General features: G+C 69.6%; 21 protein-coding genes. 9 read left to right on the top strand and 12 right to left on the bottom strand.

Annotation, left to right across the window (positions count from 1 at the left end):
- The 3 genes from ACZ6ZQ_RS07660 to ACZ6ZQ_RS07650 form a co-directional block, all read right to left on the bottom strand.
- The coding region (locus ACZ6ZQ_RS07660) for a D-glucuronyl C5-epimerase family protein (RefSeq protein WP_469767646.1) at nt 1-1,314 on the bottom strand (1,314 nt) is incomplete at its 3' end.
- Between the two features lie 318 nt (nt 1,315-1,632).
- Nucleotides 1,633-1,860, bottom strand: coding sequence for a hypothetical protein (locus ACZ6ZQ_RS07655; RefSeq protein WP_469767645.1), 228 nt, complete (start codon nt 1,858-1,860; stop codon nt 1,633-1,635).
- The gene (locus ACZ6ZQ_RS07650) at nt 1,857-2,471 is read right to left on the bottom strand and encodes a nucleotide-binding protein (protein ID WP_469767644.1); all 615 of its coding nucleotides are present in this window, start codon (nt 2,469-2,471) and stop codon (nt 1,857-1,859) included. The genes ACZ6ZQ_RS07655 and ACZ6ZQ_RS07650 overlap by 4 nt, the downstream gene beginning before the upstream one ends.
- Nucleotides 2,472-3,236: 765 nt before the next feature.
- Between ACZ6ZQ_RS07650 and ACZ6ZQ_RS07645 the strand changes: the two genes are divergently transcribed.
- The 5 genes from ACZ6ZQ_RS07645 to ACZ6ZQ_RS07625 are packed head-to-tail and all read left to right on the top strand — an operon-like array spanning nt 3,237 to nt 7,437.
- On the top strand, nt 3,237-4,628 hold the full coding sequence (locus ACZ6ZQ_RS07645; RefSeq protein WP_469767643.1) for an ATP-binding protein: 1,392 nt from the start codon (nt 3,237-3,239) through the stop codon (nt 4,626-4,628).
- Nucleotides 4,629-4,648: 20 nt separating this feature from the next.
- The gene (locus ACZ6ZQ_RS07640) at nt 4,649-5,038 is read left to right on the top strand and encodes a roadblock/LC7 domain-containing protein (protein WP_469767642.1); all 390 of its coding nucleotides are present in this window, start codon (nt 4,649-4,651) and stop codon (nt 5,036-5,038) included.
- Between the two features lie 38 nt (nt 5,039-5,076).
- The gene (locus ACZ6ZQ_RS07635; RefSeq protein ID WP_469767641.1) at nt 5,077-5,391 is read left to right on the top strand and encodes a DUF742 domain-containing protein; all 315 of its coding nucleotides are present in this window, start codon (nt 5,077-5,079) and stop codon (nt 5,389-5,391) included.
- Nucleotides 5,372-5,995 carry a GTP-binding protein gene (locus ACZ6ZQ_RS07630; RefSeq protein WP_469767640.1) on the top strand — a complete coding sequence of 208 codons (624 nt, stop codon included), beginning with the start codon at nt 5,372-5,374 and terminating at the stop codon, nt 5,993-5,995. Before ACZ6ZQ_RS07635 ends, ACZ6ZQ_RS07630 begins: the two co-directional genes overlap by 20 nt.
- Nucleotides 5,992-7,437, top strand: coding sequence for a cytochrome P450 (locus tag ACZ6ZQ_RS07625; protein ID WP_469767639.1), 1,446 nt, complete (start codon nt 5,992-5,994; stop codon nt 7,435-7,437). Before ACZ6ZQ_RS07630 ends, ACZ6ZQ_RS07625 begins: the two co-directional genes overlap by 4 nt.
- Before the next feature lie 74 nt (nt 7,438-7,511).
- Here the strand turns inward: ACZ6ZQ_RS07625 and ACZ6ZQ_RS07620 are convergent, their stop codons facing one another.
- Nucleotides 7,512-8,579 carry a terpene synthase family protein gene (locus ACZ6ZQ_RS07620; RefSeq protein WP_469767638.1) on the bottom strand — a complete coding sequence of 356 codons (1,068 nt, stop codon included), beginning with the start codon at nt 8,577-8,579 and terminating at the stop codon, nt 7,512-7,514.
- A gap of 1,381 nt (nt 8,580-9,960) precedes the next feature.
- On the opposite strand from ACZ6ZQ_RS07620, the gene ACZ6ZQ_RS07615 reads away from it, so the two are divergent.
- Together ACZ6ZQ_RS07615 and ACZ6ZQ_RS07610 are read left to right on the top strand one after the other, a co-directional pair.
- Complete coding sequence (locus ACZ6ZQ_RS07615) at nt 9,961-10,554, top strand: carbonic anhydrase (protein ID WP_469767637.1); 594 nt, start codon at nt 9,961-9,963, stop codon at nt 10,552-10,554.
- Nucleotides 10,482-12,095, top strand: a complete 1,614-nt coding sequence (locus ACZ6ZQ_RS07610) for a SulP family inorganic anion transporter (RefSeq protein WP_469767636.1) — start codon at nt 10,482-10,484, stop codon at nt 12,093-12,095. Before ACZ6ZQ_RS07615 ends, ACZ6ZQ_RS07610 begins: the two co-directional genes overlap by 73 nt.
- A gap of 179 nt (nt 12,096-12,274) precedes the next feature.
- Here the strand turns inward: ACZ6ZQ_RS07610 and ACZ6ZQ_RS07605 are convergent, their stop codons facing one another.
- Nucleotides 12,275-13,012 carry an SDR family oxidoreductase gene (locus tag ACZ6ZQ_RS07605; protein ID WP_469767635.1) on the bottom strand — a complete coding sequence of 246 codons (738 nt, stop codon included), beginning with the start codon at nt 13,010-13,012 and terminating at the stop codon, nt 12,275-12,277.
- A gap of 756 nt (nt 13,013-13,768) precedes the next feature.
- Between ACZ6ZQ_RS07605 and ACZ6ZQ_RS07600 the strand changes: the two genes are divergently transcribed.
- The gene (locus ACZ6ZQ_RS07600; RefSeq protein ID WP_469767634.1) at nt 13,769-17,146 is read left to right on the top strand and encodes a pyruvate carboxylase; all 3,378 of its coding nucleotides are present in this window, start codon (nt 13,769-13,771) and stop codon (nt 17,144-17,146) included.
- A gap of 137 nt (nt 17,147-17,283) precedes the next feature.
- Here ACZ6ZQ_RS07600 and ACZ6ZQ_RS07595 read toward each other — a convergent pair whose 3' ends face one another.
- The 6 genes from ACZ6ZQ_RS07595 to ACZ6ZQ_RS07570 form a co-directional block, all read right to left on the bottom strand.
- Nucleotides 17,284-18,498 carry a cytochrome P450 gene (locus tag ACZ6ZQ_RS07595; RefSeq protein WP_469767633.1) on the bottom strand — a complete coding sequence of 405 codons (1,215 nt, stop codon included), beginning with the start codon at nt 18,496-18,498 and terminating at the stop codon, nt 17,284-17,286.
- A gap of 16 nt (nt 18,499-18,514) precedes the next feature.
- A complete protein-coding gene (locus ACZ6ZQ_RS07590; RefSeq protein ID WP_469767632.1) occupies nt 18,515-19,912 on the bottom strand; it encodes an NAD(P)/FAD-dependent oxidoreductase in 1,398 nt (465 codons plus the stop codon).
- The gene (locus ACZ6ZQ_RS07585) at nt 19,909-20,136 is read right to left on the bottom strand and encodes a ferredoxin (RefSeq protein ID WP_469767631.1); all 228 of its coding nucleotides are present in this window, start codon (nt 20,134-20,136) and stop codon (nt 19,909-19,911) included. Before ACZ6ZQ_RS07585 ends, ACZ6ZQ_RS07590 begins: the two co-directional genes overlap by 4 nt.
- 231 nt (nt 20,137-20,367) lie before the next feature.
- Nucleotides 20,368-20,811, bottom strand: coding sequence for a TauD/TfdA dioxygenase family protein (locus ACZ6ZQ_RS07580; RefSeq protein ID WP_469767630.1), 444 nt, complete (start codon nt 20,809-20,811; stop codon nt 20,368-20,370).
- Between the two features lie 119 nt (nt 20,812-20,930).
- Nucleotides 20,931-21,533, bottom strand: a complete 603-nt coding sequence (locus ACZ6ZQ_RS07575) for a TetR/AcrR family transcriptional regulator (protein ID WP_469767629.1) — start codon at nt 21,531-21,533, stop codon at nt 20,931-20,933.
- A 257-nt stretch (nt 21,534-21,790) separates the two neighbouring features.
- Nucleotides 21,791-23,062 carry an alpha/beta hydrolase gene (locus ACZ6ZQ_RS07570; RefSeq protein ID WP_469767628.1) on the bottom strand — a complete coding sequence of 424 codons (1,272 nt, stop codon included), beginning with the start codon at nt 23,060-23,062 and terminating at the stop codon, nt 21,791-21,793.
- Between the two features lie 86 nt (nt 23,063-23,148).
- On the opposite strand from ACZ6ZQ_RS07570, the gene ACZ6ZQ_RS07565 reads away from it, so the two are divergent.
- A complete protein-coding gene (locus ACZ6ZQ_RS07565) occupies nt 23,149-24,126 on the top strand; it encodes an ArsR family transcriptional regulator (RefSeq protein WP_469767627.1) in 978 nt (325 codons plus the stop codon).
- A 260-nt stretch (nt 24,127-24,386) separates the two neighbouring features.
- Here ACZ6ZQ_RS07565 and ACZ6ZQ_RS07560 read toward each other — a convergent pair whose 3' ends face one another.
- A complete protein-coding gene (locus ACZ6ZQ_RS07560) occupies nt 24,387-25,265 on the bottom strand; it encodes an alpha/beta fold hydrolase (RefSeq protein WP_469767626.1) in 879 nt (292 codons plus the stop codon).
- Nucleotides 25,266-25,360 lie beyond the last annotated feature (95 nt).

Raw genomic sequence — 25,360 nt, 5'->3', positions numbered from 1 at the left:
CTTCGAGGCGACGTAGTCGCCGTCCGCGTCGGTGTCGTACCGGTACAGGGTGTGCGCACCCGCGGCGAACGCGACGGGGGAGCCCGCGGGCAGGACCCCGGAGGGGAAGTCGTCGGTCAGCAGGTCGGTCATGTGGGCGAAGCGGGGGTTGCCCGTCTGCCAGTACAGCTGCCGGTACGAATTGATGTGGTGCTGGTGGTACGACGGCGTCGGGATCCGGTGGGTGTGGCAGTAGTACGAGGCCCAGCGCCGGTTGCGCAGCGTTGCGAAGTAGTGGTCCATGGTCGTGCACGCGCCGTCGTACAGCCGGGCCGCGAGGGCGTTCCCCGTCGCCTGGACGTAGTCCCAGAGCCCGAGCATGGCGAAGAACATCCCGTTGTACGTGTAGTCCGACGTGCCCGGAGCACTGATCGGATACAGCTGGATCCACAGATAGCCCGCGCTGTCGCGGTTCACCACCCACGGCGTGCCGTCGTCGCCGCGCAGCAGAGAGGCGAACGCGCCGTCGGCGGCCGCCCGGTAGAGGGTGCGCTCCGCCGCGGTCACGCAGTCGAGCTCGGACAGCTGGATGAAGAGGCTGATCGCCTCGCCCTGCGCCATCCCGGAGTACCACGGCGCCCGGTAGGAGATGCCGTGGCCGCTGAGCGTGAAGTCGAACGGGAACGGGAAGTACCACGCGCCGCGTGCCTCCACCCGGGTGTCGATCAGGCGCTGCGCCTGGGCCTTTGCCCGCGTGACGAAAAGGGCCCTGCGCGCCGGGTCCTTCTCGGTGCGGTGGCTGGTGATACAGCCGAGTGCGAACTGGATCTGGGTGACCGGCTGGTTGTACCCGGCCGCGGTTCTGCTCGGGCGGTACATGATCACGCCGGCGGGGTCCAGGTAGGTGTGCTCGGTGTCCGGGGTGATCTTGGCCCAGCTCGTGGGCCGGTCGCGCCAGGGGCGCATGGACTCGGGCAGACCCGGCAGCGCCGCGTAGCCGGCCGTATGGAACGCGAAGGGCAGCTTGGTCGGGACCCTGTCCCGTACGGCTTCGGGGACGGGGTCGTGCTGCGCGTGCGGTATACGGACCGACGGGCCTGGCCGGCTGATCACGCCGTCGGCGAGCTGGTCCGGGAGCGGCGGTGGTGGGGGATCGACGGCGCCCTTGCCCGGCAGGCTCAGCGCCACGGACCTGGGCACGCCCCGAGGGACGTCGGTCCCCCGGGGAGTACAGGCGCTGACGAGAGCAGCGCTGATTGCCGTGCCGAGCGCCGTGCTGCCCGCGAGGTGGACGAACCGTCTGCGATCCAGAGCGGAACGGCTGTTGTCAGCCATGCCTGAGCCCCCAGGAGAAGACCGGAGATGGCTTGGATCCTAGGGTGAGGCCGGATGCGATACGTGACGGCACGCGCAAGCCGGGTCGGCCGACTCGGTCGGGTGCCCGAGCCGGCGTCCCCGGCCATCACGCGGTTGGCGGAGTGCGCCGCGCTCCGTCGGCAATCGGCAAGGCGTCCCGCGTCCGCCAGGGCTTCGGATCCCGCCGTCGCAGACGGCGATGCGTGATTTCTCCGCGCGCCGTCGCGAGGACCTGCCGAACGCGCGGAAGCACTTCCCGCCTGCCGAGATGCCGTGCTGCCGCGCTGCCGCGCGAGTTCAGGGACGAACTGCTCGGCCCAGGGTGCGCAGGACGGTCGTGCCGGCGAGCACCAGCGCGGAGACCGCCGGACCCGCCCATCGCGTCAGGTCGTGCTGCAGGGCCGGGTCCACTTCGACGGTCACCCGGACGTATCCGCCAAGAACGGTGGTGAACTTGGAGGGCCGGTCGGCGGTGTCCTCTCCGCGCTCCAATGCCGCGCGGTACCTGTCCTTCCGCTCGGTCATGCCTCTTCCTCACGCTTGATGAGTTCGTCGGCGAGATCCATGTACGCCGAGCCCTTCGCCCGGACCGGACTTCCGAACGACTGGGCGTACAACTCGAGCCGCGCGATCTGGGTGTCCAGCACCACGAAGCCCCGCTCGGTGAGCGCCTCACGAGCATCGGCATCGGGGCCGGTGCGCGTGGCGTCAGGGCGATTGGTCCGGTTCAGGAGGACTGCGGTGCGGGCCGGCTCGGCGCGCAGGGACTGCACGTCATCCATCTCGGAGCGGATGGGTGCCATCCGGTCGAGTTCGATGGGAGCGGGGGTCACCGGGACGATCCACTCGCTCGCGTACCTCATGATGCTGCGGGCGATACGAGGATGGTCCTCCAACTGCGGTGCATCGAGAACCACGGCCTGCCGATTGCCCAGGAAGTCGTTCACGCGGCGGTGTACGTCCCCCACCGGCAAGGCGATGACGGGAAACGGAAAGCCGTCGGCCAGTTCGCTCCAGCGCAGCGCCGAGGAAGCTGGGTCGCCGTCGACCAGAAGGGGCGAGTAGCCCGACTCATGAAGCGCGTGGGCCAGCCAAACGGCACTTGTCGTCTTGCCGACTCCAGGCTTGAGGTTCACAAAGACACAGCTCAGCGGCACGGGAGCCAACCTTAATAGGAGTGGTCGACCGGTTGGGTCCGGCGCGAGCGCGGAGCTCCGTCGATCACCCGTTAGCAGTCAGAAACCGCTCTCCTCCGCTCAGCTGGGCCAGGGCCGTCCGTCGGCAGGACCGCGATGGAGGCCAAGGCCACGACACCGGCCCCTTTGCGCCCGGTACCGGCTGGTTCCTGTGTGGCGGAGGCCCGGCTGTCCGCCGGCGCGTACGTCCCGCGGAAGCAGGGCGGCGGACTACCGGGGGAGGGGGGTTGGAAGCCATGACCAGCAGGCTGCTTGATGCGGTCGATTCCATGCATCTGCAGTTCGTGTCATGGCAGTGGCCGATCAATTTCGGGTCCAGATCGGTCAACGGAGGTTCCCGTTCCAGCATGGTCACATGGCCAACCCGAACTGACTATGCTCCCGTCGCGTGTTGCGCTGCACTCACAGCGAGTCACCAAATGCTGTGCTGCGCGCGGACGGAGCCTGGCCGCAGGGAGGCGTGACCACCGATGCGATCTCGAACCGACCCGTCGGGGGCACCCATCGGAGTACTTGTGCTCGGCCGAGTGAAGTCCCGACCGTTCTGTCGGCGCACCGCACAACCCCCAGTCCACAAATTCCAGACTGTTTAGGGACCCCTCGATGGTTCGTGCAGGTTCAACCCCTAGAGCCCTGCCACGTGCAGTGGCTCCAGCTTGGCTCATTCCCCCTGGTGTTCTGGCTGGGGCCTGCGGCATAGCACTGATGTTCGTCCCCGCGCAGATACGCACGGCGGTTGCCTGGTGCGGCCTCGTCGCGGTCCTCCTGACGGCCATCAGTTCGGCCGAGACGGCGCGCCGGGCGCGCTCGGCAGAGGCGGCCCGCCACGCGCGGGCGAGTGCCGACACGGAGCAGTACTACGCGCAACGCGAAGCCGCGCTGCTCGCGCGCTCGTCCGATCAGCGGGCCACCACCGTATGGCTCGCCGAAGAGCTCCTCCCCGCGGCCGTCGCCCGTCTGCAGAAGGGTGAGCCCGCTTCCGAGATCCTGCAGTCCGTCACGTTCGGGGGACATCTGGACAGTGACTTCGCCGAAGCACTCCGGGCAGCTCTGCGGACACTCCTGGAAGCCGTGGAGGCCGAGGAGCGCACACGGGACTCCTCTCAGCGGGCACTGGTGGCCATCGCGCGCAGGGTCCAGGCGATCGTGCATCAACTCGCCAAGGACCTCCGCGACATGCAGATCCTCCACGGTACGGACGTCGTGGTCTCCCATGGCCTGCAGGACATCGACCATCGCAATGCCCTGATCGGGCGCCTTGCCGCCAGCATCGCGGTACTCGGTGACGCCCGGCCCGGGCGCCAGTGGTCGAAGACGATTCCGCTGTACGACGTCGTGCGGGGGGCCATGTCACGCATCGTGGACTATCCCCGCGTGAAGCTGCAGTCGGTGACTGAGGTGGCTGTGATCGGCCAGGGAGCCGAGCCGCTGATCCACCTGCTCGCCGAGCTGCTCGACAACGCCACGACCTTCTCGCCGCCGCACACCCCGGTCGAGGTGACCGCGAGCGAGGTTCCTTCCGGTATCGCGATCGAGATCGAGGACCGGGGGGTCGGACTCACCGAAGAGGTCCGGCAGCGCATCGACCGTGTCATGGCCCAGGCAGCATCCGGCATCGATCTGGCCGACCTGGGCGGGGCGACGCAGCTCGGCCTGCCCGTCGTCAGCAGGCTGGCCCGCGAGAACGGCCTCGACGTCGACTTGCGCACCTCCGCGTACGGAGGAGTACGGGCCGTCGTACTCGTTCCGCGGCGCCTGATCACCACAGTTCAGCAGCCTGCCCCGAAAATCCAACAGTTCGCGCCGAAGCACACGGGCGCACCGATCGTGCCGAGGCCGACGATGGCGCGCGATGCCGCAGATTCCGGCGAGGTCAAACAGACCGTCAACGGACTCCCGCAGCGGCGACGCGAGTCGCCCGTCCCGCCACCGGTCGTCCGCACGACCCCCCAACCCCCCGCCGCTCCGGCCGCCTCCCCGGGAACGGCCGGCGTACCCCGGCAGCCGGGCCTGATGTGGGAGGCGTTCAGCGGAGAGAAGAAGCCGAGCACCGACCCTTCCATCCAAACCAGCGAGCCATCAGATGAGGGTGAGTAACCGTGCCGCCACTGCCCAACATGGACTGGATGCTCAAGGAGCTCGCGGCCAGCGTCCCGTACGTGCGACACGTGGTCGTGTTGTCGTCGGACGGACTGTGCATCGGTCAAGCGAACACGGAGACCGACACCGCTGACGCGATCGCCGCTGCCTGCTCGGGTATCCAGAGCCTGGCGAAGGCCATCGCGCAGAAGTTCCCGCACGGAGACGGCTCGACGCGCATGGTCGGGATCGAAGTCGACGGCGGATACTTCTCCCTGATGGCGGCCGGACCCGGGGCCTATCTCGCAGTGCTGGCCGATGAGGAAGTGGACGCAGGGTTGCTGGGCGACCGCATGCGTACGCTGGTGGTCCGGATCGGCCAGCACATGACCAGCCCGCCTCGTGATGACGTCGGGCAGGCGATGTGACGTCAGAGAACCAGGATGCATGGGATGAAGGCAGTCCCGTGCCGCTCTATGTCATCTCCGGTGGCCCGGGTTCCTCAGCCAAGGCCTTCAACCTGGTCACCCTCGTCGCATCGAGGTCCGCACCCGACCCCGGTATGCAGCCCGAGCAGGCGGCAATCCTCACCATGTGCCAGTACCCGCTGTCCGTGGCCGAGTTGTCCGCGCATCTGAGTCTGCCGTTCAGCGTCGTCACGGTGCTGCTCTCCAAGCTCGTCGACAACGAGCGAGTTGAGGCCATTGCTCCCGTTCCTGTCGCGGCGGTCCCCGAACTTGGCCTTCTGGAGGCGGTGATCCATGGACTACGTAAGCTCTGACACACCCGCCGCCGGCCCCCGCAGCACGGACGTGTTGCTGCCGCACGGCGCCAGGGGAGTCAAGGTGGTGATTGTCGGCGGCTTCGGGGTCGGCAAGACGACCATGGTCGGGGCGGTGAGCGAGATCCCGCCACTGACCACCGAAGAAACCATGACCCAGGCCGGCGTCGGGATCGACCACAATCCCGGTGCGAAAGGCAAGAACACCACGACCGTTGCCCTGGACTTCGGCCGCATCAGCATCAACGAGCAGCTGATCCTCTATCTCTTCGGCACGCCGGGACAGGAACGCTTCTGGTTCCTGTGGAACGGCATTTTCGAAGGCGCGCTCGGCGCCGTGGTCCTCGTCGACACCCGGAGCATCGAGGTCTGTTTCGAGATCATCACCCGCCTGGAAGACCGCCGCGTCCCCTTCGTCGTGGCCGTCAACTCCTTCCCCGAAGCCCCGAAGCACCCGATACCTGCCCTGCGCACTGCCCTGGCCCTCAACGAATCCGTGCCCATCATCACCTGTGACGCACGCGACCGGTCGTCCTGCCGCGACGCCCTGATCTCGCTGATGGGCTACCTGTGCACCCTCGCCGCCGCTCAGGAGTCCGTATGACCGTCCCACCCTCTGACCGCACCACCGCAGAGCCGGGGCTCACCCCGCCCCCGGGTTGCCCGGCCCATACCGCCACGGGAGCCGACGGAGTGACCCGGCTCCATGGCGCCGCTGCCGCAACCGACCCCATGGGCCTGTACGAGAAGTTGCGTGCGGCCCACGGTCCGGTGGCGCCCGTCCTGCTCGACGGGGACGTACGTGCCTGGCTCGTCCTGGGGTACCTCGAGAACCGCGATGTCGCCAGCCGCTCCACCCAGTTCTCCCGTGACCCCCGTACCTGGCACGGCTGGAAGAGCGGCGAGATCGACCCCACGACCTCGCCGCTGGTGCCGATGATCGGCTGGCGTCCCGACTGCGTATGTGCGGACGGCGAAGAGCACCAGCGCCTGCGCGGCGCGGTCACGGCCAGCCTCGACCAGTTCGACCAGCGCGGGATCCGCCGCCACATCACCCGCTTTGCGCACCAGCTGGTCGACGACTTCTGCGAGAGCGGCAAGGCGGAGCTGGTCGGTCAGTTCACCGAGCACCTGCCCATGCTCGTCCTCACCCACCTGCTCGGAATGCCGGACGAGTACGGTCCCAAGCTCGTGCATGCCGCCCGGGACCTCTTCAAGGGCACCGAAACGTCGCTCAAGAGCAACGCCTATGTGCTGGAGACCCTCGAGCAGCTCGTCGTCGCCAAGCGCGCCCTGCCCGGGCAGGACATCGCATCCGTACTGATGTCCCACCCGGCCGGCCTCAGCGACGAGGAGGTGCAGCACCACCTGCGCCTCATCCTGCTCGCGGGCTATGAGACAACCGCCAATCTCATGTCCAACGTGCTACGGATGGTGGTCACCGACCCTCGGTTCCGCGGGTCGTTGGCCGGCGGCCAGATGACCTTGCCCGAAGCTGTGGAGCAGGTGCTCTGGGACGAGCCACCGCTCATGGTGTGCCCAGGCCGCTGGGCCACCGATGACACCTCCCTCGGAGGACAGGAGATCAAGGCGGGAGACATGCTCCTGCTGGGCCTGGCCGCCGGGAACGTCGATCAGGCGGTCCGCCCGGATCCCTCGACCCGCGTGCACCACAACCGCGCGCACCTGTCCTTCAGCGCAGGCGCCCATGAGTGCCCCGGCCAGGACATCGGCCGTGTCATCGCCGACACCGGCATCGACATCTTGCTCACCCGGCTTCCCGACATCAGCCTGGCCGTCCCCGAGGACGAGCTCACCTGGCGCTCCACCACCTGGGCCCGGCATCTGACAGCACTGCCCGTGAAGTTCGCTTCCCGTGCTCGGGAAACCCATGATCTGGCGACACCGCTGCCGGCCCCGCCCTCGCCGAGCAGCGGTATGTCGGCGGCACCTCAATTGCCGGTGCCCGAACGCGAGTTGGTGCGCGTACCCGTACCCCGCGCCGCCTGGCGGGCGTGGCTGAGGCGGCTCCTGCAGAGGCGGTAGGCCTCGCAGGTCGCACAAGAGCCGAGCACCACGGCCGAGGGGGCTGCCGGACCAGGCATGTGTCGGCAGCCCCCTCAGAGCCGGGCGGGCACAGTGAGGGTGGAAGTCCGTTGCTCTGGGAACGGACCGTCCTCGGGAGCGTAGCGGGGTGCCCCGGAGTACCAGGCATGGAGGCCGGACAGGAAACTGCAGGCTCCCCGGAGCCATGCCTCCAGCTCGATCCGTTCGCATCGGTTCAGCCCGGCTCGCCGGACAAGCGGGGGCAGTTCGCTGTGTATGAGGTGCTCGAAGTGGTGGAGTCGGGCGGTCACCAGATCGGCGGCGGTGTGCATCGCCTCCTGGACGCTGATGTCCAGGGATGTGGCGAGGACGATGACGAGGTTGTTGATGTCGTGTTCGTCATGGACTTCCCGCTGATAGGAGGCGATGTCGTTCGCCAGTCCCATGTAGTCCATGAAGGCGTCGAGCAGAGCGCCGACGGTACGGCTGTGCCGGATCCGCTCAGGGATCCGCGCGCCGGTGGAGAGTTCGACGGAATAGGGGGCGGTGTAGGCGGCGAAGCTCTCACGGCGGAACTGGACGTACTCGATGAGGTCCGGGACACGGCCGGCGCGGCTGTTCGCCAGTTCCTGAACTCCCGCGTCGATGTACTTTGCCAGGGCCCGGTTGAGCCCGCCACGCCAGTGCGCCAGTCTCGGTGGGAACAGGCGTTGCTGGAGGTCGGCCATTCCCCTTTCGACGGCATTGGCCGGCTCCGGCAACCGGGCGCCCGGCTGCGGCGGCAGGAAGGCATGGAGACGGGCGGTGAAGACCTGTGCGCCTGCGAGGTCGCGCGTCTGTTTGAAGGCGACGGCGAAGTAGTCGTCCCAGGCCAGAGCCCAGAGGTTGAACCGGTGATTGAGCCGGAGGTCGGCGAGCGAGGCGTCGGGAAGAGCCCAGGCAGTCAGCTGGTCGACGGCCATGGCGTGGAACTGGGGCAGGGTCCAGATCGCCCCGCGGGCCGACGGCGCTTCGTCGCTGTCCAGCATGCCCATCTCTCGCGCCCACGTCTCGGTCTCCTCGCGCAAGGCCGACAGGTTCGGATTGACCCGCACGGGGTATGGCATCTGCAGTATGGGGAGCTTGATGGTCTGCACTCTCATGGGATCCCTGCTTCCCTTTCGGCGCACATCGGTGTGTGGAGCACAACCGCGAGCGGCCCTGCTCTTCGAAGGCAGCTCGCCTTGCCTTTCTCAACTCGCTTTTCTCAACTCGCCTCGGGCGGAGCGCGATCACGCCCGTTGGACGGCACGCCGGAGCGGCGCGTCGCAGGCGCCCCGGCAAGCCCTGAGCGGTTACAGGCCGGAGTCCCGGAACGGTGAAGATTCGAGCCGGTGGCGCTCCGTCACGAGCCCGAGATCACCCCGTGGCGGATCTCTGGCGTATCCGGGTCAAGCCCCTTGATCGGGGCCTGGAAGGGGATCGCGAATGTCAGCTCCTGGGGCATCGTTTCTCCCTCCGAGACGGCCCATAGGTTGACGATCCACTGCTGCCACGGGGACGGAGGCCGGACCGTTCCCGTCCTTTGGCGCCCCAAACCTGCCCACCCCGGCCGATCCACAACCCTGCGCAGCCGTGCTCGGCCAGCGATCAGGGCAGGTTTGTACGGAATAAGGGGATCCTTCTGGGTCGGCGTGGCGCAAATTCGATCCACATGCCGGCCATGATCGACAGTTGGTCGCCGCTCGGCGTGCCTCCGCTGCGCTCCAGAAGCAAGACGACCGCGTTGTGGCCGGTCCCGAGCGAATGGCGAGCAGGAGGATCGGCGCCTCAACTGGGGTGACTCGCGGTAGCCCCGACAAATGGCGACTGTCAAGAGGTGTGACGCTCACGAATGTTTAACAAATCGCTGATTTTTACGCCGTCTTGGTGTCACAGTGACTGAAGAGGCTGGAGTTACTGACCAGTTGGACCAACTGTCGGGTGTCGAAGTCGGGAGGGACCGTGACGCGGCGAAACGCAGCACCGTACGCGCTTGCCGCGCTGTGCACCCTGCTGCTCGCGGTCCTTGCGCACTGCCAGGCATCCGCTTTCGCCGCCGGGGGAGGGGAGTCGAGCGCCAAGAGGACTTCCCGGGACGCCGACTCCTCACCCGAGGCACCGAGCGAATCCGACCCGACCGACGGACCCGGCTCACGCGGCTCACCCGCCGACTCGTCCCCGGACGATCCGAATCCCCTGGACACGCCACCCCCCTCATGCAACGGCGGCCGGCCCAACAGGCCGCCGGCCGCCCAGGCTCCGCCCACAGGCGACCGCCCCACATCGGCCCCCACGGGTGACCGCGGCTCCGCCGCCTCCCCGGTGCACGGGGCGCCACTTCTCGGTCCACCCGAACAGCGCCCGGCACGGCCCGCCGTGCTGCAGGTGTTCCGCCTCTGATCGATGCGTCGAATCCCGTACGGCCCTCAACACGTACCTGCGATCCGATCCGACATGACGGCTCACCACCGCGCGCCCTGGCGCGCTGGAGGAAACACCCCCATGCACATGCTCATGAAGAACGCCCGCGCCTTCCGGCACCGGGCCGCCGCCCAGGCCGAGGAGTTCGGCCGCCTCGCGGACGGTCAGTCCCCGCAAGCGTTGTTCATCACCTGCTCCGACTCGCGGGTGATCCCATCGCTGATCACCGGGGCGCGCCCCGGCGAGCTCTTCGAACTCCGCACGGCGGGCAGCATCCTGCCCGAACACGACCTCGACCGGCACTCGAGCGAGGCGGCGACCATCGAGTACGCGGTGGAAGTGCTCGGCGTCGCCGACATCGTCGTCTGCGGCCACTCCCACTGCGCTGCCGTCGGCGCGATGGTGCGCCGCGAAGACCTCTCCGCCGTCCCCGCGGTCCGCGGCTGGCTCGAGAGTGCGTCACCCCCGCCCCTCTTCACCGACACTTCGTCCCCCGCCATCGCCGAGGCCGTCCAGCACCATGTGCTGCGCCAGCTCCGGCGGTTGGGCGACTACCCCTGCGTCGCCCGCCGAGCCGCGGACGGACGACTGAGGCTGCACGGATGGTTCTACGAGATAGACACCGGCTCCGTGCTCGTCCACCGGCCGCACGACGACGCGTTCCTTCCGCTGTGAGCGCCGCCGACACCCGCGAACGCGGGAACCGCGGGCGCCACCGGCGGGCCCCGGCGCAGCGCGGTGAGCGACCCTCCGCCTCGACGCTGCGAGCGGATCTCACCGCGTCCGTCGTCGTCTTCCTCGTCGCCCTGCCGCTGTGCGTGGGCGTGGCCGTGGCCTCTGGCGTACCGGCGGAACTCGGCCTGGTCACCGGCATCGTCGGCGGGCTCGTCACCGGGCTGCTCCCCGGAAGCAGCTTCCAGGTCAGCGGACCCGCAGCGGGGCTGACGGTTCTCGTGCTCGAAGCCGTCAACGAATTCGGACTCGGGGCCCTGGGCGTCTTCGTCCTCACGGCGGGCGTTCTCCAACTCGTCATGGGCGCGCTGCGGCTGGGCCGCTGGTTCCGCGCCATCTCCATCGCCGTGGTGGAAGGGATGCTCGCCGGGATCGGGCTCGTGCTGATCGCCGGTCAGTTCTACGCCATGGCCGACGCGAAGGCGCCCGGCTCGGGCCCGGCCAACCTGATGGGCCTGCCGGAGCTGCTCATCCGTACGGCCCGCTCACCCGAAGCGCTGACCGCCTTCGGTCTCGGCGCGGGCACCGTCGTGCTGATGGCACTGTGGAAACATCTGCCGCCGAAGGTCCGAGTGGTCCCCGCACCGCTGGCCGCCGTCGCTCTGACCACGTCCGTCGTCGCACTGTTCGGCCTGTCGGTGAAGCGCGTCGATGTGCAGGGGCTGCTGGGCGCGGTCCGGCCACCGTCCCTCGACGACCTCGGCAGCATCGCGAATGCCGGAGTGGTCGGGGCGATCGGCACGGTCGTCGCCATCACGCTCATCGCCTCGGCGGAGAGTCTGTTCAGCGCCGCCGCGGTCGATCGGCTGCACAGCGGACCCGGTACCGACTACGACAAGGAGCTGATGGCGCAGGGCGCGGGCAACGCCCTGTGCGGAGCCCTCGGGGCGCTGCCGATGACCGCCGTCATCGTGCGCAGCGCGGCCAATGTCCAAGCGGGTGCTCGGACCAAGGCGTCGCGGGTGCTGCACGGCGTATGGCTGCTGCTCTTCGCGGCGCTCGTACCGGCCGCGCTCGGCCTCATACCGGTCGCCGCGCTCGCCGGCATCCTGGTGTACTCCGGCTGGAAGCTCATCCCGCTGAAGGCACTCGGGCCGCTGTGGCGCGAGCACCGCGGGGAGGCGCTGATCCTGGTGGCGACCGCGGTCGCCATCATCGCCACCAGCATGTTCGAGGGCGTGCTGGCCGGGCTGCTGCTCGCCGTCGCCAAGACGGCCTGGGAGACGTCGCACGTCCAGGTGCACGTGGACCAAGGATCCGACCGGAACGGGCCCGTGCGCGTGGTCCTGTCCGGCAACGCGACCTTCCTCCGACTGCCCCGGATACTCGACACCCTCGAAGGACTGCCGAAGGACCGGCACATCGAGCTCGACCTGCTCGATCTGCGGCACGTCGATCACGCGTGCAGCACGGCCCTCACCAACTGGGCCGACCGGCACAACAAGGAGAAAGGAGCGGCGCGTGTGCTGATGCCGTCGGCCTGAAGCGCCTGCGCGTACGGCTCGGGCCGTACGGCGCCCTGCCGACTCGACCACCCCGTCCAGCCGTAGCCGTGTGAAACGGCGAGGGTGCCCCGTGAGAACGGGGCACCCTTGGCCGACGTGGCGGCGTGCCGGAGCTTGTCAGGGCCCTGGCCTCACCGCCTCGCTCCCTCCGCGCCGGGCTACTGCCGCTGGAGCCAGTCCCTGTAGTGCGTGGGGGCCAGGTCGGCGTCCTTCGGCGCGGTCAGCACGTCTCCTGTGACCGCGGCGAACATGCCCGCCTGCTCGTCGGTGACCACGCGGCGGCCGTCGGGGCGTGCGGCCAGGGTGATCCGGCCGAGCTCGTCGAGAGGGAAGACATCGGGGCCCGCGATGTTGCGGATGCCCTGCAACGGGGTGTCGGAGGCCGCCTTCGCGACCGCCGCGGCGATGTCGGAGGAGGCCATCGGCTGCACGGGGGTGGAAGGCAGGCGGACGGTGTCACCCTCGGTCGTCCAGGACATGATCGCTTCGACGAACTCGAAGAACTGCGTGGCGCGCACGATCGAGTACGGTGTCGGCGCGGCCTTGAGGGCGTTCTCCTGGGCGACCTTGGCCCGGTAGTAGTCGAGTTGGGGCACTTGGTCCACGCCGACGATCGAGAGAATCACATGGTGGCGGACACCGGCCGCCTCCGCCGCGGCTCCGACGTTGTTCATCGACGTTTCGAAGAAGTCGATGGAGGACTCGTCGAACACGGGGGAGTTGATCAGGTTGATCACCACATCGGCGCCTGCGAGAACCTGGTCCAGGCCCTTGCCGCTGATCACGTCGACCCCGGTGGACAGCGAAGCGGGTACGACGTCTTCGCCGGCCGCTCTCAGCCGTTCGACCACCTGTGAGCCGATCAGGCCGCTTCCCCCCAGGACTGTGAACTTCATGACGCACCCTTCGTCGAGTTGGTGAGGTTCCCGAGGACGTCCGGGGCAGGATTTCCACCGTTGCACGCGGAGGCAGTGGGTGCGAATCGAACCGGCCGCTCCGAGACGAGCGGGTGGGGGCCGTCTGCGGTGTCGGCCCGGCGCTGCTCTGTTGTGCTTGCCGAGCGCGCGCTCCATCGATTGCCCGCGGATCCGAAATGACGTCTGCGACCACCGTACGCCCACAAGAGCCGGGCGGTGATGCCGATGCGACATCCACGGCCCGGGCCGGGCGGACCCGAGTGTGCGCTCTGTCATCACATCCTTACGCTGCGCCGGGTGCGGCTCGGGTGGCGAAACCGTCGCAACCGATGCCCGACCCGCCCGGCGAGGCGACATCCGGGCCGCTCAGGCTGGTGCTGCCACCTGTGGCGCGGCCGATCGGCAGGCCTTCGGCTACGTGCTTGCTGCGGCCCCGCGACAGTGCCGTCGAAGCCCTCCCCACGTGGCGGTCGGGTACGGCCACGGACACGTACGCCGGCTGCGCGCGGTCGACGGCGCTCGGTCCCTCCGGCCTGACCTGATCTGACCTCCCCCGATGCTTGAAGCACGTGCCGACGCCTGCTCCGGCCGGCGTGACGTAGCTCCCGTCGGTAGGAGATCGACGCCATCGCTACTGATCGGTACCGTCCACGGGAACAGCGGATGCCGATCCCGGCAGCCGGAATGACATCGCCACCTTGAGGCCGCGTGCCCGCAACACGACAGGGGACTTTGATGTTCCGCAAGGTATTGGTCGCCAACCGGGGCGAGATCGCGATCCGCGCCTTCCGCGCGGCGTTCGAGCTCGGCATCGCCACCGTGGCCGTGTTCCCCTACGAGGACCGCAATTCGCTCCACCGGGCGAAGGCGGACGAGGCCTACCAGATCGGCGAAAAGGGCCACCCGGTGCGGGCCTATCTCTCGGTCGACGAGGTGATCGAGGCCGCGCGCAAGGCCGGTGCCGACGCCATCTACCCCGGATACGGCTTCCTTTCGGAGAACCCCGACCTCGCCGCCGCGTGCGCCGAGGCCGGGATCACCTTCGTCGGGCCGCCCGATTCCGTACTGCACCTCACCGGCAACAAGGCCCGCGCGGTGGCGGCCGCCCGCGAGGCCGGGGTTCCCGTACTGAAGTCGTCCGAGCCGTCCACGGACGTGGACACGCTGGTCGGCGCCGCCGAATCCATCGGGTTCCCGGTGTTCGTCAAGGCCGTCGCCGGCGGTGGCGGACGAGGAATGCGGCACGTCGAACGGCCCGCCGAGCTGCGCGAGGCGATCGACGCGGCGATGCGCGAGGCGGAGTCGGCGTTCGGAGACGCCACGGTCTTCCTGGAGCAGGCCGTCGTCAACCCGCGCCACATCGAAGTGCAGATCCTCGCCGACGCCCACGGGAACGTCGTCCACCTGTACGAGCGGGACTGTTCGGTGCAGCGGCGCCACCAGAAGGTCGTCGAGATCGCGCCCGCGCCGAATCTCGACCCGGAGCTGCGCGCACGCATCTGCGCCGACGCCGTCGCGTTCGCCAGGCACATCGGGTACGTCAACGCGGGCACCGTGGAGTTCCTGGTCGACGAGCGCGGCAACCACGTCTTCATCGAGATGAACCCCCGTATCCAGGTGGAGCACACGGTCACCGAGCAGGTCACCGGACGGGACCTGGTGATCGGACAGCTGCGGATCGCCGCAGGAATGACTCTCCCGGAACTGAACCTGACGCAGGACGACATCGTCCTCACGGGCACGGCCCTGCAGTGCCGTATCACCACTGAGGATCCCGCCAACGGTTTCCGCCCCGACACCGGCACCATCTCCGCGTACCGCTCCCCGGGCGGCCCCGGGGTACGGCTCGACGGCGGTACCGTCCACACCGGGGCCGAAGTGTCCGCCCACTTCGACTCGATGCTGGTCAAGCTGACCTGCCACGGCCACGACTTCGCCAACGCCGCCCGCCGCGCACGGCGTGCGATCGCCGAGTTCCGTATCCGCGGAGTCGCCACCAACCTGCCCTTCCTCGGCGCCGTGCTCGACCACCCCGGGTTCCGCGAGGGCCGTGTCACGACGAGCTTCATCGCCGATCATCCGGAGCTGCTCCGGGCGCGCCCCTCGGCCGACCGCGGAAGCCGCATGCTCAGCCATCTCGCCGAGACGACCGTCAACCGTCCCCACGGCCCGCGTCCCCAGGTCATCGACCCGGCCGCCAAGCTCCCTCCCGCCCCCCTGGGCAGTCCGCCCGCCGAAGGCAGCCGGCAGCGCCTCGCGGCACTCGGGCCGGAGGCGTTCGCAGCGGAGCTGCGCGCGCAGCGGGCCGTCGCGGTGACGGACACGACCTTCCGTGACGCGCACCAGTCCCTCCTGGCCACCCGGGTGAGGACGCGCGATCTGCTGGCCGTCGCCCCGTATGTCGCCCGCACCGCACCGGAGTTGCTGAGCCTGGAGTGCTGGGGCGGCGCCACCTACGACGTAGCCCTGCGCTTCCTCGCCGAGGACCCCTGGGAGCGTCTCGCGGCCGTGCGGGAGGCGGTGCCCAACATCTGTACACAGATGCTGCTGCGTGGACGCAACACCGTCGGCTACACGCCCTACCCCGTCGAGGTGACCGACGCCTTCGTCGCCGAGGCAGCGGCGACCGGCATGGACATCTTCCGGATCTTCGACGCGCTCAACGACGTCTCGCAGATGCGTCCCGCCATCGATGCCGTACGGTCCACCGGCACCGCGCTGGCCGAAGTCGCCCTGTGCTACACCGCGGACCTGTCGGACCCGGCCGAACAGCTCTACACGCTCGACTACTACCTGCGCCTCGCGGAGCAGATCGTCGAGGCCGGAGCGCACGTACTGGCCATCAAGGACATGGCCGGCCTGCTGCGCCCGCCCGCCGCCCGCACCCTGGTCACCGCGCTGCGCGAGCGTTTCGACCTTCCGGTGCACCTGCACACCCATGACACGGCGGGCGGCCAGCTCGCGACGCTGATCGCCGCGATCGACGCGGGCGTCGACGCCGTCGACGCCGCCGTCGCGTCGATGGCGGGCACCACCAGTCAGCCGTCCCTGTCGGCGCTCGTGGCGGCCACCGACCACACCGAGCGCGCGACCGGGCTCTCGCTCGACGCGGTCGGGGGACTCGAACCGTACTGGGAAGCCATGCGGAAGGTCTACGCGCCCTTCGAGTCGGGGCTCGCCTCGCCCACCGGTCGCGTCTACCACCACGAGATCCCGGGCGGGCAGTTGTCGAACCTGCGTCAGCAGGCCATCGCGCTCGGCCTCGGCGACCGCTTCGAGCTGATCGAGGACTGCTACGCGGCCGCCGACCGGATGCTGGGCCGGCTGGTCAAGGTGACCCCCTCCTCGAAGGTGGTCGGAGACCTCGCCCTGCATCTGGTCGGAGCAGGGGTCCAGGCGGCCGACTTCGAGTCCGACCCCGGCAAGTTCGACGTACCGGACTCGGTGGTCGGATTCCTGCGCGGCGAGCTCGGCGACCCGCCCGGCGGCTGGCCCGAGCCGTTCCGTACGCGCGCACTCCAGGGCCGCCCCGCGCAGGCCGAGAGCCCGACCCTGTCGGACGAGGACCTCCAGGGACTGGACCGGGACCGGCGGACGACGCTGAACCGGTTGCTGTTCCCCGGCCCGACCAAGGAGTTCGAGGCCCACCGCGAGGCGTACGGCGATACCTCCGTACTGCCCACGCAGGACTTCTTCTACGGCCTGGAGCCGGACACCGAGCACACGGTCACCCTGGAGGCCGGTGTCACACTGCTGATCGAGCTGGAGGCGATCTCCGAGGCCGACGAGCGGGGCTTCCGTACGGTGCTGGCCACGCTCAACGGCCAGCTGCGCCCGGTGTCGGTGCGGGACAAGTCCGTCGCCACCGAGGTCAAGGCCGCGGAGAAGGCCGAGCGCGGCAACGACCGGCATGTCCCCGCGCCGTTCGCGGGTGTTGTGACGCTCCAGGTGGAGGAGGGCTCATCGGTGTCGGCGGGTCAGACGGTGGCCACCATCGAGGCGATGAAGATGGAGGCCTCCATCACCGCCCAGTGCGCGGGCACGGTCGCGCGACTGGCGATCGGAAAGATCCAGCAGGTCGAGGCGGGCGATCTGCTCATCGAGATCGGCTGACGCCGCTTCGTGTGTGCGTGTGCGGCCGACCCGGGTGAGGTTCCCGGGCCGGCCGCCCGCAAACGGGAGTCGGCCGGCCGCCGGACTTCGGCTTCGTCGGGTACACCTTCGCCCCTCCTCGCTCCTGCTCACGACCGTCATCCGTGCTCGATCTGCAGATGAATCGGACCTCGCAGGATCGGGCTGGGCCGGTACGGCGGTGGGTCGGCGACGAGCCGGGGATCGGCGAGGCGGCGGACCAGCTCGCTCAGCGCGATCTGGGTCTCCAGCCGGGCCATGGGGCCGCCGAAGCACAGGTGGATGCCGCTGCCGAACCCGAGGTGCTGGTTGTCCTGCCGGTCGGGGTCGAAGCGGTCGGGTTCGTCGAAGCGGTCCGGATCGCGGCTGCCCGAGGCGAGCATGAGCATGACCCGCGAGCCCTTGGGGATGACGGTGTCGGCGACGGTGATGTCGCTGTACGCCGCCCGCCAGGGGATGATGTGCACGGGGGGCTCGTAGCGCAGCAGTTCCTCGACCAGCCGCACGATCAGGTCCGGTTCGTCGCGCAGCCGCTGCAGCACCTGCGGGTGGCGTAGCAGCGTCAGCATGCCGTTGGTGATGAGGTTGACGGTGGTCTCGTGGCCGGCGATGAGCAGCAGGTTCGCGGTGCTGACGATTTCCTCGTCGGTCATCCGCCCGTCGGGCCCGTCATCGTTGGCCAGCCGGGTCAGCAGGTCGTCGCCCGGCCGGTCGTGGCGTTGTTCGAGCAGCCCGCCGAGGTACTGGCGCAGGTCTTTGGTGGCCTGCACGCCGTTGTCCAGTTTCTCCTTCGGGTCGGTCTTGGGGTCGTAGTCGATCGAGTCGATGATGGCGTTCACCCACAGGTGGAACCGCGGTTCGTCCTCGCGTGGCACGCCGAGCAGGTGGCAGATCACGGTGACAGGGAACGGGTAGGCGAAGTCGTCGACGATGTCGATCTGCTGTTTGCCCGCGAAGTCGTCGATCAGGCCGCTGACGATGGCGGTCAGGTCGGGTCGCATGCCGTCCACCAGACCCGGGGTGTGCGGGGGGCCGAAGTGGCGCATGGCCAGGCGCCGCAGGCGGTCGTGCTCGGGCGGGTCGAGGTTGATGAACGACGGCGTGGTACGCCCCTCGACCGCGGGCATCGGCCGTGACAGGTTGCGGACGTCGGAGCTCAGGTGCGGGTCGTGCAGTATGTCCATGAGCTCGCGGTAGGTGCTGATGACGTAGCTGCCGTCCTCCTGCAGGGCCACCGGCGTCTTGCGCAACTCGGCGTAGAGCGGGTACGGGTCGGCCCGGGTGGAGTGGTCGAGGATCCGGTGCAGGATGTCGGGCGTCTCGGCCGTGGTCATGTCGCTTTACCTCCGATTACCTCCGACGGTTCTGCCGCAGGGCCGTGACGCGCCGCTCGCCCGGGTCATGGCCGGTGACGACCACCGTGGCGCCGGTACTGAGCAGGGTGGGGCCGGGGAAGTCGACGGGCACCGGTTTCGCGTCGGCGGGCTGGTCGGGCGTGGGGCACGGCGGCGGGAAGGGCGCGGCCGTCTCGATCAGCTGCCGGTAGTGGTCCAGCCACTTCGCGTTGTTGAAGCTGACCGCCGCGGTGACGCGTCCTTGGTAGCCGTATGCGGCGACGAAGCGGTGGTCGGACACCGATCCCTGGGCGACGACGACCTCGTCGGCGAAGGTCGGCACGCCGACGGACTTGATGTTGACGCCGAACTGGATCGACCAGAACGCCGGGATGGACAGGTGGGGCCAGCGGTCCGCCTGGGCGCTGACCATGTTGTGCGCCGCGATCTCGGCCTGCTCCACGGCGTTTGCCCAGTGCTCCAGCGAGATGAACCGGTACTCGTAGATCGGGTTCGGGCAGCGTGCCACGTCTCCGGCGACGAAGACGTCGTCGGTGACCAGGCCGTTGATGTCGAAGGCGCGGCAGCCCGAGTCGCAGGCGACTCCCCACACGCCTACCGCCAGTCCAGAGTCCTGCAGCCACTCGGTGTTGCGGATGCCGCCGAGCGCCACCACCGCCACGTCGGCGTCGATGGTGCTGCCGTCGTCGAAGTGAGCGCGGCGAAAGTGCCCCTGCGCGTCGCCCTCCAGTCGGGCGACCTTGACACCGCAGCGCAGGTCGACACCATGAGCGCGCTGCATGTCGGCCGCAACCTCGCCGATCATGGCGCCGAGCGCCCCGACGAGCGGGGCCGGCGCGAGCTCGGCGACGGTCACCGGGATGTCCCGCTCGCGGCAGATGGAGGCGATCTCGGAGCCGGTGAAGCCCGCGCCGATGACCAGTACGCGGGAGGGCCCGGCGGCGAGGGCCCGCTGCAGGCCGTCGGCGTGCTCGCGCGTGCGTACGACGAACACCCCGTCCAGGGCCGCCTCGGACTCGACGAACCAAGGACGGGCCCGTACCCCGGTGGAGATCAACACCCGGTCGAAGGGAACCTCGCGTCCGTCGGCGAGACGCACGTGGTTCGTCGCGAGGTCCAGCCCGCTGGCGGGCACGCCCAGGAGCCACTCCGCGTCGATGTCACGACGTCGCGGCAGCGTGGTGCCCCCGGCCGGCACCCACCCGGTCAGTACCTGCTTGGACAGGGGAGGCCGGTCGTAGGGCTCGCCCAACTCGTCACCGATCATCGTCAACGACCCGGTGAACCCCTCGTTGCGCAGAGCCTCCGCGGCCCGCAGCCCCGCCAGTGACGCTCCGACGATCACAATGCGGCCGTCGCGCTTGAACCCCTTCAGGGTGTCGGCGGTGCTCATGACCGTGACGCCCCCACCGGCGTGTCCCGCCCTTCCAGCTGGTCGACCAGAATCGCCTGGACCGGACAGGCCGCCGCGGCGCGCAGCACCTGCTCGCGCTGGGCATCGTCGGGGGTCGGGTGATACATCAGAGCTTCTTCGCCGTGCATCCGGAACGCGTCCGGGGCCAGGAAAGCGCACTGCGCATATCCCTGGCATCGGGAAAGATCTACGACAACTCTCATCCCGATCCTCCATTTCAGGGACTGCAGATGCGGGCTCTGAGGCAGCGCCGCTGCGGCGCGCAACCCGCTGGGCGGGCCTCCGAGGAAGGAATGCGGCCGCTGCCCACCCTTCGCATGCGAAGGGTGACAACCCCGCTCGTCAAAGGTCTCCACAGGCAAGAGTGATCGTTGCGGACAATGCAACCGGCGCCTGGAACAGCGCCCGGAGAACTTGACCTTGTCGTCAGCAGCCTATCCCGCCCGCGCAGACATCGCCCGCTCGGGAACGGGACATACGGGCGTCAGCCGAACCCGCGGAGACGGCCACCTGCCTGTGTCCGCGGCTGTTGCCTTGGAAGCGAAGGCAGCGTACAGGCAGGGGTTCGGCTCCGGCTCGCCCCATATGCCGGAGAGTGCGAGCTGGGACTGCGCGTCGAAGGCGTCCTGGTCACGGAAGAAGATCACCTTCCACTCCAGCAGGGCCTGCCTGAGCTCCTCGGCGAGGTCCTCGCCGACCGGCAGCGAGAGGTCGACGCCGTCGATCTCGGCGCCGATGTGCGGGGTGAGCGGGCGAATGGCCAGCCGGCGGTACTCGGCCGAGGGCAGACCCGGCGCGGTGCGCTCCAGCGTGCGCTTCCCGAAGTGCATCAGGGGCTTGTCGAGGGCGGAAACAGAGGTGGTGACGACGCTGTCCATGGCTCTCCAGAACGTCGTGTCCGGATTTCGTTCCTGGAAGTATCGTTATTGGGTGTGCGGCGTGGCAAGGGTCTGCGGGCATCGATGTTCGAGCCGGTTCGCAGGGGGGAGGGAACGGCTCAGGAAGCCGAGCCGACAGCGCGGGCGACGAGGTCCACCAGGGTGTCCACGAGTCGGGCGTCGGGCAGCTCCTGCTCGCCGACCAGCCGGAAGAGCAGGGGTGCGGCGACCAGAGTGGCCGCGGCCCGGACATCGGTGTCGGGACGCACGTCACCGCGGGCGATACCGCGTTCGAGGATGTTCCTGGTCTCGCTGGTGATTCGCTCGGTGTACTGCGCGTACTGGCCCCGCGTCGCGCCTGCCTCCGCCGCCGCGCCGATCATGCCTGCGATGAGACGGTCCGATCCCGGCAGGCGGTACGCCTCCAGGTGTGCCATGAGCACGACACGGAGTTCGTCGCGGAAGTCGCCCAGATCGGGCACCGACAGGGTGCCGATACGGGTCTCGGCAGCGGCAATGACCAGATCCTGCTTGGTGGGCCAGCGCCGGTAGATGGCGGGCTTGCTCACCCCGGCCCGGGCGGCGACGGCATCCATCGTGACCGCCTGCATGCCCTGCTCGGTGACCAGCTCGACGACCGCGTTCAGGACCGCCCCGGTGACCCGCTCCTCGCGCGGTCGCCCCGGTCCCCGCTCTGTCCCATGCGCCTGTGTACCCGCCATGGCCCAGAGCCTACGAGCTCAGCCGGACCGCATCGGCCCGGGGCACGGTCGTCCCCCTGGCCGGCCCCGGGCGCCCCGTCCGCATCGATCGTGGTCGCCGTGCTCGTGCTGGAGGGCGCCGATGATGGCGGAGCCCTGAGGACCGCTCGCAAGGGCTGCGGCACGTTCCACGTCTCCATCGCGGGCGGGGCGTCGCACGCGGGCCTTGAGCCCGAAGCATGCGCGTTCGGGGATCGGGCCGGGTTCCGGCGGGGCGGTCAGCGCAAGTGCCGGGCGAAGAACGACCGTACGTGGTGGCGCACCGTGGGCACCGATACGGCCGGGTCGAGCGTGCCGACCAACGCACGCCGGGCGTCGGCCGTCATCAGCCCGGCCGCCCGCAACTGGGGCACGATGGCGGCGTGGTCGGTGAACACCCAATGCGCGGCCCGGTCGATCTGCCGTCGGCGGGTCCACCCGTGCGGGTGGGCGAGCATGGCCGACCAGGAATGCTCCAGCTCCTTCTTCGCCTCCTCCTTGCCGATGAACCCGTCGGTTCCCAGCAGGAGCAGCGGCCGGTCCACCCCGTAGCGGGCGACCGGGTACAGCTCCCCCTCCTGACCGGGTCGGTGGGGCGGATGGTCCAGATAGCCCTCCAGGTTGACCGCCGCAGCGATCCGGCGGTCCTCGTACATCGCCTGGGCCACGGCCGTGCCCCCGGCGGAGTGGCCGTAGCAGCCCACCCGCCGCAGATCCAGGGCACGCCCGAGGTGCTCCGGCAGTGCGCGCCCCGCCGCATCCGGATTGCGGCCGGCCGCCAGTGCCGCCAGTTGGTCGAGGACGAAGCTCAGATCCGCGATCCTGGTGTCGATCATGGTGCGGGCCAGCTGCGGGTCCTTGCGGGGATCGTCCCGGAACACCGTCATGCGATAGGGACGGTTCCGGTACGCCGTGGTGCTGGGGAACTCGACCTCGCCGGCGTCGCCGGGGTGATCGACGGTCACCACCACATGGCCGTGGCTCGCCAGCTCCTCGGCGAGCCCGGTGCCCAGGGTGCGCGGGTCGCCGCCGCCCGGGCTGTAGAGGAGCACCGGCCGCCGTACGGCCTGCGCGGGCGCGCCCATGTGCGCATGGGATGCGGTAGCCGCCCAGTTCACACCGGACGGGGGCAGGCCGTGGATGGGGACGTCGATGTCGTTGAACATCGCCGCGGCGGTCCCGGTCATCTGCGGTGCGACCGGGTGGCTGCGGACGGTACGGGCCGGATAGAACACCGAGACCACGACCTCCCGTACGGGGATCGCGGGATCCCACGGGTCGCACCGCGAGCGGTCGACCAGACAGAGGGTGGCGACGCCGATGCGGTGCGGGCCGGTCGGCGGGGGCAGCCGTACGGTGACACAGTCCGCGGGCCGTGCCTGGGCCCGTGCCTGGGCTCGTGCGACAGCCTCGCCTCCCATGAGCAGCAACCCGGCTGCCAGCGCGGCCGACTTGACGAGGGTCCGGCGGTCCGTTCCGGCCGCACCAGAGGTGAAGGAAGAAGAGGTCATGGCGGGCATGCTGTCGTTCGGCGGGGAACGCGGGCGATGGTTGAGGCCCAGACCGAAACGATGGCGGACTGCCGCCGGGGAGAGTAGTGATACGGATCCATTTCACGGCCACCGATCTCGTCCGGGTCCGGTTCGCGCCCCGGCCGGCCCCCCTGCAGGAGCTGAACGTGGCCCTCATGAGGATGTGCCGCCCGGACGGCGAACTGCTCTTCGGCCGCTGGCGCCAGCGGCTGCTCCGGGCCCTGCCGACCGCAGCCGTGCCGCTGGCGGACCTGGTTCCCGGCGCGGAGGCCCCCAAGTTCATCGACGTGTTCAGCGACGACCTGACGGAAGGGCTGGACACCGTACGAGCTTCCCGACCGGCCCTGGTCCGCTCCGAGATCGAACGGGTTTGTGCCCGGCACCCCAGCCCGTCCCCGCAGTGGATCCGCGGTCTGCACCGGGGCGACGACGATGCCTGGCAACTCCTGCGCCGCGCACAACAGGCGGCCTTCGAGACCGCGCTGCGCCCCGTATGGCCCTTGGTACAGGACCTGCACCAGGCAGAGTTCACCCGCTATGCGCTGACCGTGGCCGAGCACGGCACCGCCGCCGCACTCACCGCCCTCGTCCCCGGGAGCCGACTGCACGAGGACATCTGGGAGTTGGAGGCGCCCTGGGAATCGGACCTCAGGCCGGGTGGCCGCGGCCTGGTGCTCCACCCCACCTTCCACTGGACCGGCCACCCTCTCATCGCCGATCCGCCCAACGGTCCCGTGTTCCTGACCTACCCGGCCGGTCCGGGTCTGCCGCTCGCTCCGGACACGGCGGGCGGGGCAGCCGACGCGCTGGCCCGAATACTCGGCGGGACCCGCCTCGACACCCTGCTGCTGCTCGCCGAGGAGCACACCACCAGCGGCCTCGCCCGCCGACTGGGTGTCAGCAATGCCACCGCCTCCGCCCATGCCGCCGCGCTGCGCGGCGCGGGACTGATCACCACGGTCCGCGCCGGCCGGGCGGTGCTGCACCGGCGCACCGCCCTCGGGAGCCTGCTGGTCCGGCACGGTGGGACGGACACCCGGTGACCGTCCCGCTTCTCCGCCGAACGCCGCACCGCCGACCAGGCTCCAGGGTCTTTCCGACCCTGACCCATCGGACAGACCCAGGGCCTGAGCGAGACATCGCTGATGACGTCGCTGATGTGGATGTCGGGTGGTGGTCGGGGGACACGGCCCGGTCGGGCCGGGGCGGTGCCGACCACCTGGTGCCCCGGGCAGGCGGGGCAGCAGCGGCAGGCCAGGAGCCAACTGCCCTGGTCCGGCGCCGCACCCGGCCATTGGGTCGTTCAGCGGGCGAGTAGGTCGCGGAGGGCCTTGGTGACGTCGGCGGGGGCTTCCTCAGCCATGAAGTGGCCGCATGCGACGGTGGTGTGCCGCAGGTCGGGTGCCCAGGTACTCCAGAGCGCCGCCGCGTCGAACCCGAGGGCCGCGCCCCAGTCCTGCTGGAGCACGGTAACCGGCATACGCAGCCGGTTACCGGCGTCCCGGTCGGCCTGGTCGTGGTTGACGTCGATGCCGGCGGAGGCGCGGTAGTCGGCGACGATCGAGGGCACGGCGTTGCGGCAGGCGTCCAGGTAGGCGGCACGGACACCGGCGGGGATCGCCTGCGGGTCGTGGGTCCAGATGTCGAGGAAGTGGCCGAAGAAGGCGTCCGGGCTGGCGGCGATCAGCTGCTCGGGCAGACCCGGAGCCTGGGCCATCAGGTAGAGATGGAAGCCGACGGCGGCACTGGTGCCGCGCATCACCTCCCACATATCGACCGTGGGCAGCACATCGAGGCACGCCAGGTGGGTGATCGCCGCAGGGTGGTCGAGCGCGGCGCGAAAGGCGACCAGGGCGCCGCGGTCGTGCCCGGCCAGCGCGAAGCGCTCATGCCCCAGCGCGCGGGCCAGGGCGACGATGTCGGCGGCCATGGTGCGCTTGGAGTAGGCGGTGCCGTCGGTCTCGGCGGGTTTGTCGCTGGCGCCGTAGCCGCGCAGGTCGGGGCAGATCACCGTGTGGTCGGCCGCGAGGTCCGCGGCGACATGCCGCCACATCAGGTGGGTCTGCGGGAATCCGTGTAGCAGGACGATCGGACTGCCCGAGCCTGCGACGGCCGTGTTCAGGGACACACCGTCAGTGACGGTAACGCGCTGGTAGTCGAAGTCGGCGATGGCAGGCGCCATGGTTTTTTCGCCCTTTCCGTAGGTGACCGGGTGTCTTGAGCCTGCCGGGCGCGGATGAGCATCTGGTCAGCGCGTATACCGTGGCCGGGGCGATG

Source organism: Streptomyces sp. NPDC053673 (assembly GCF_055585225.1).
The sequence above is the reverse complement of the archived record's forward strand: the minus strand, read 5'-3'. Positions and strand labels throughout refer to the sequence as shown.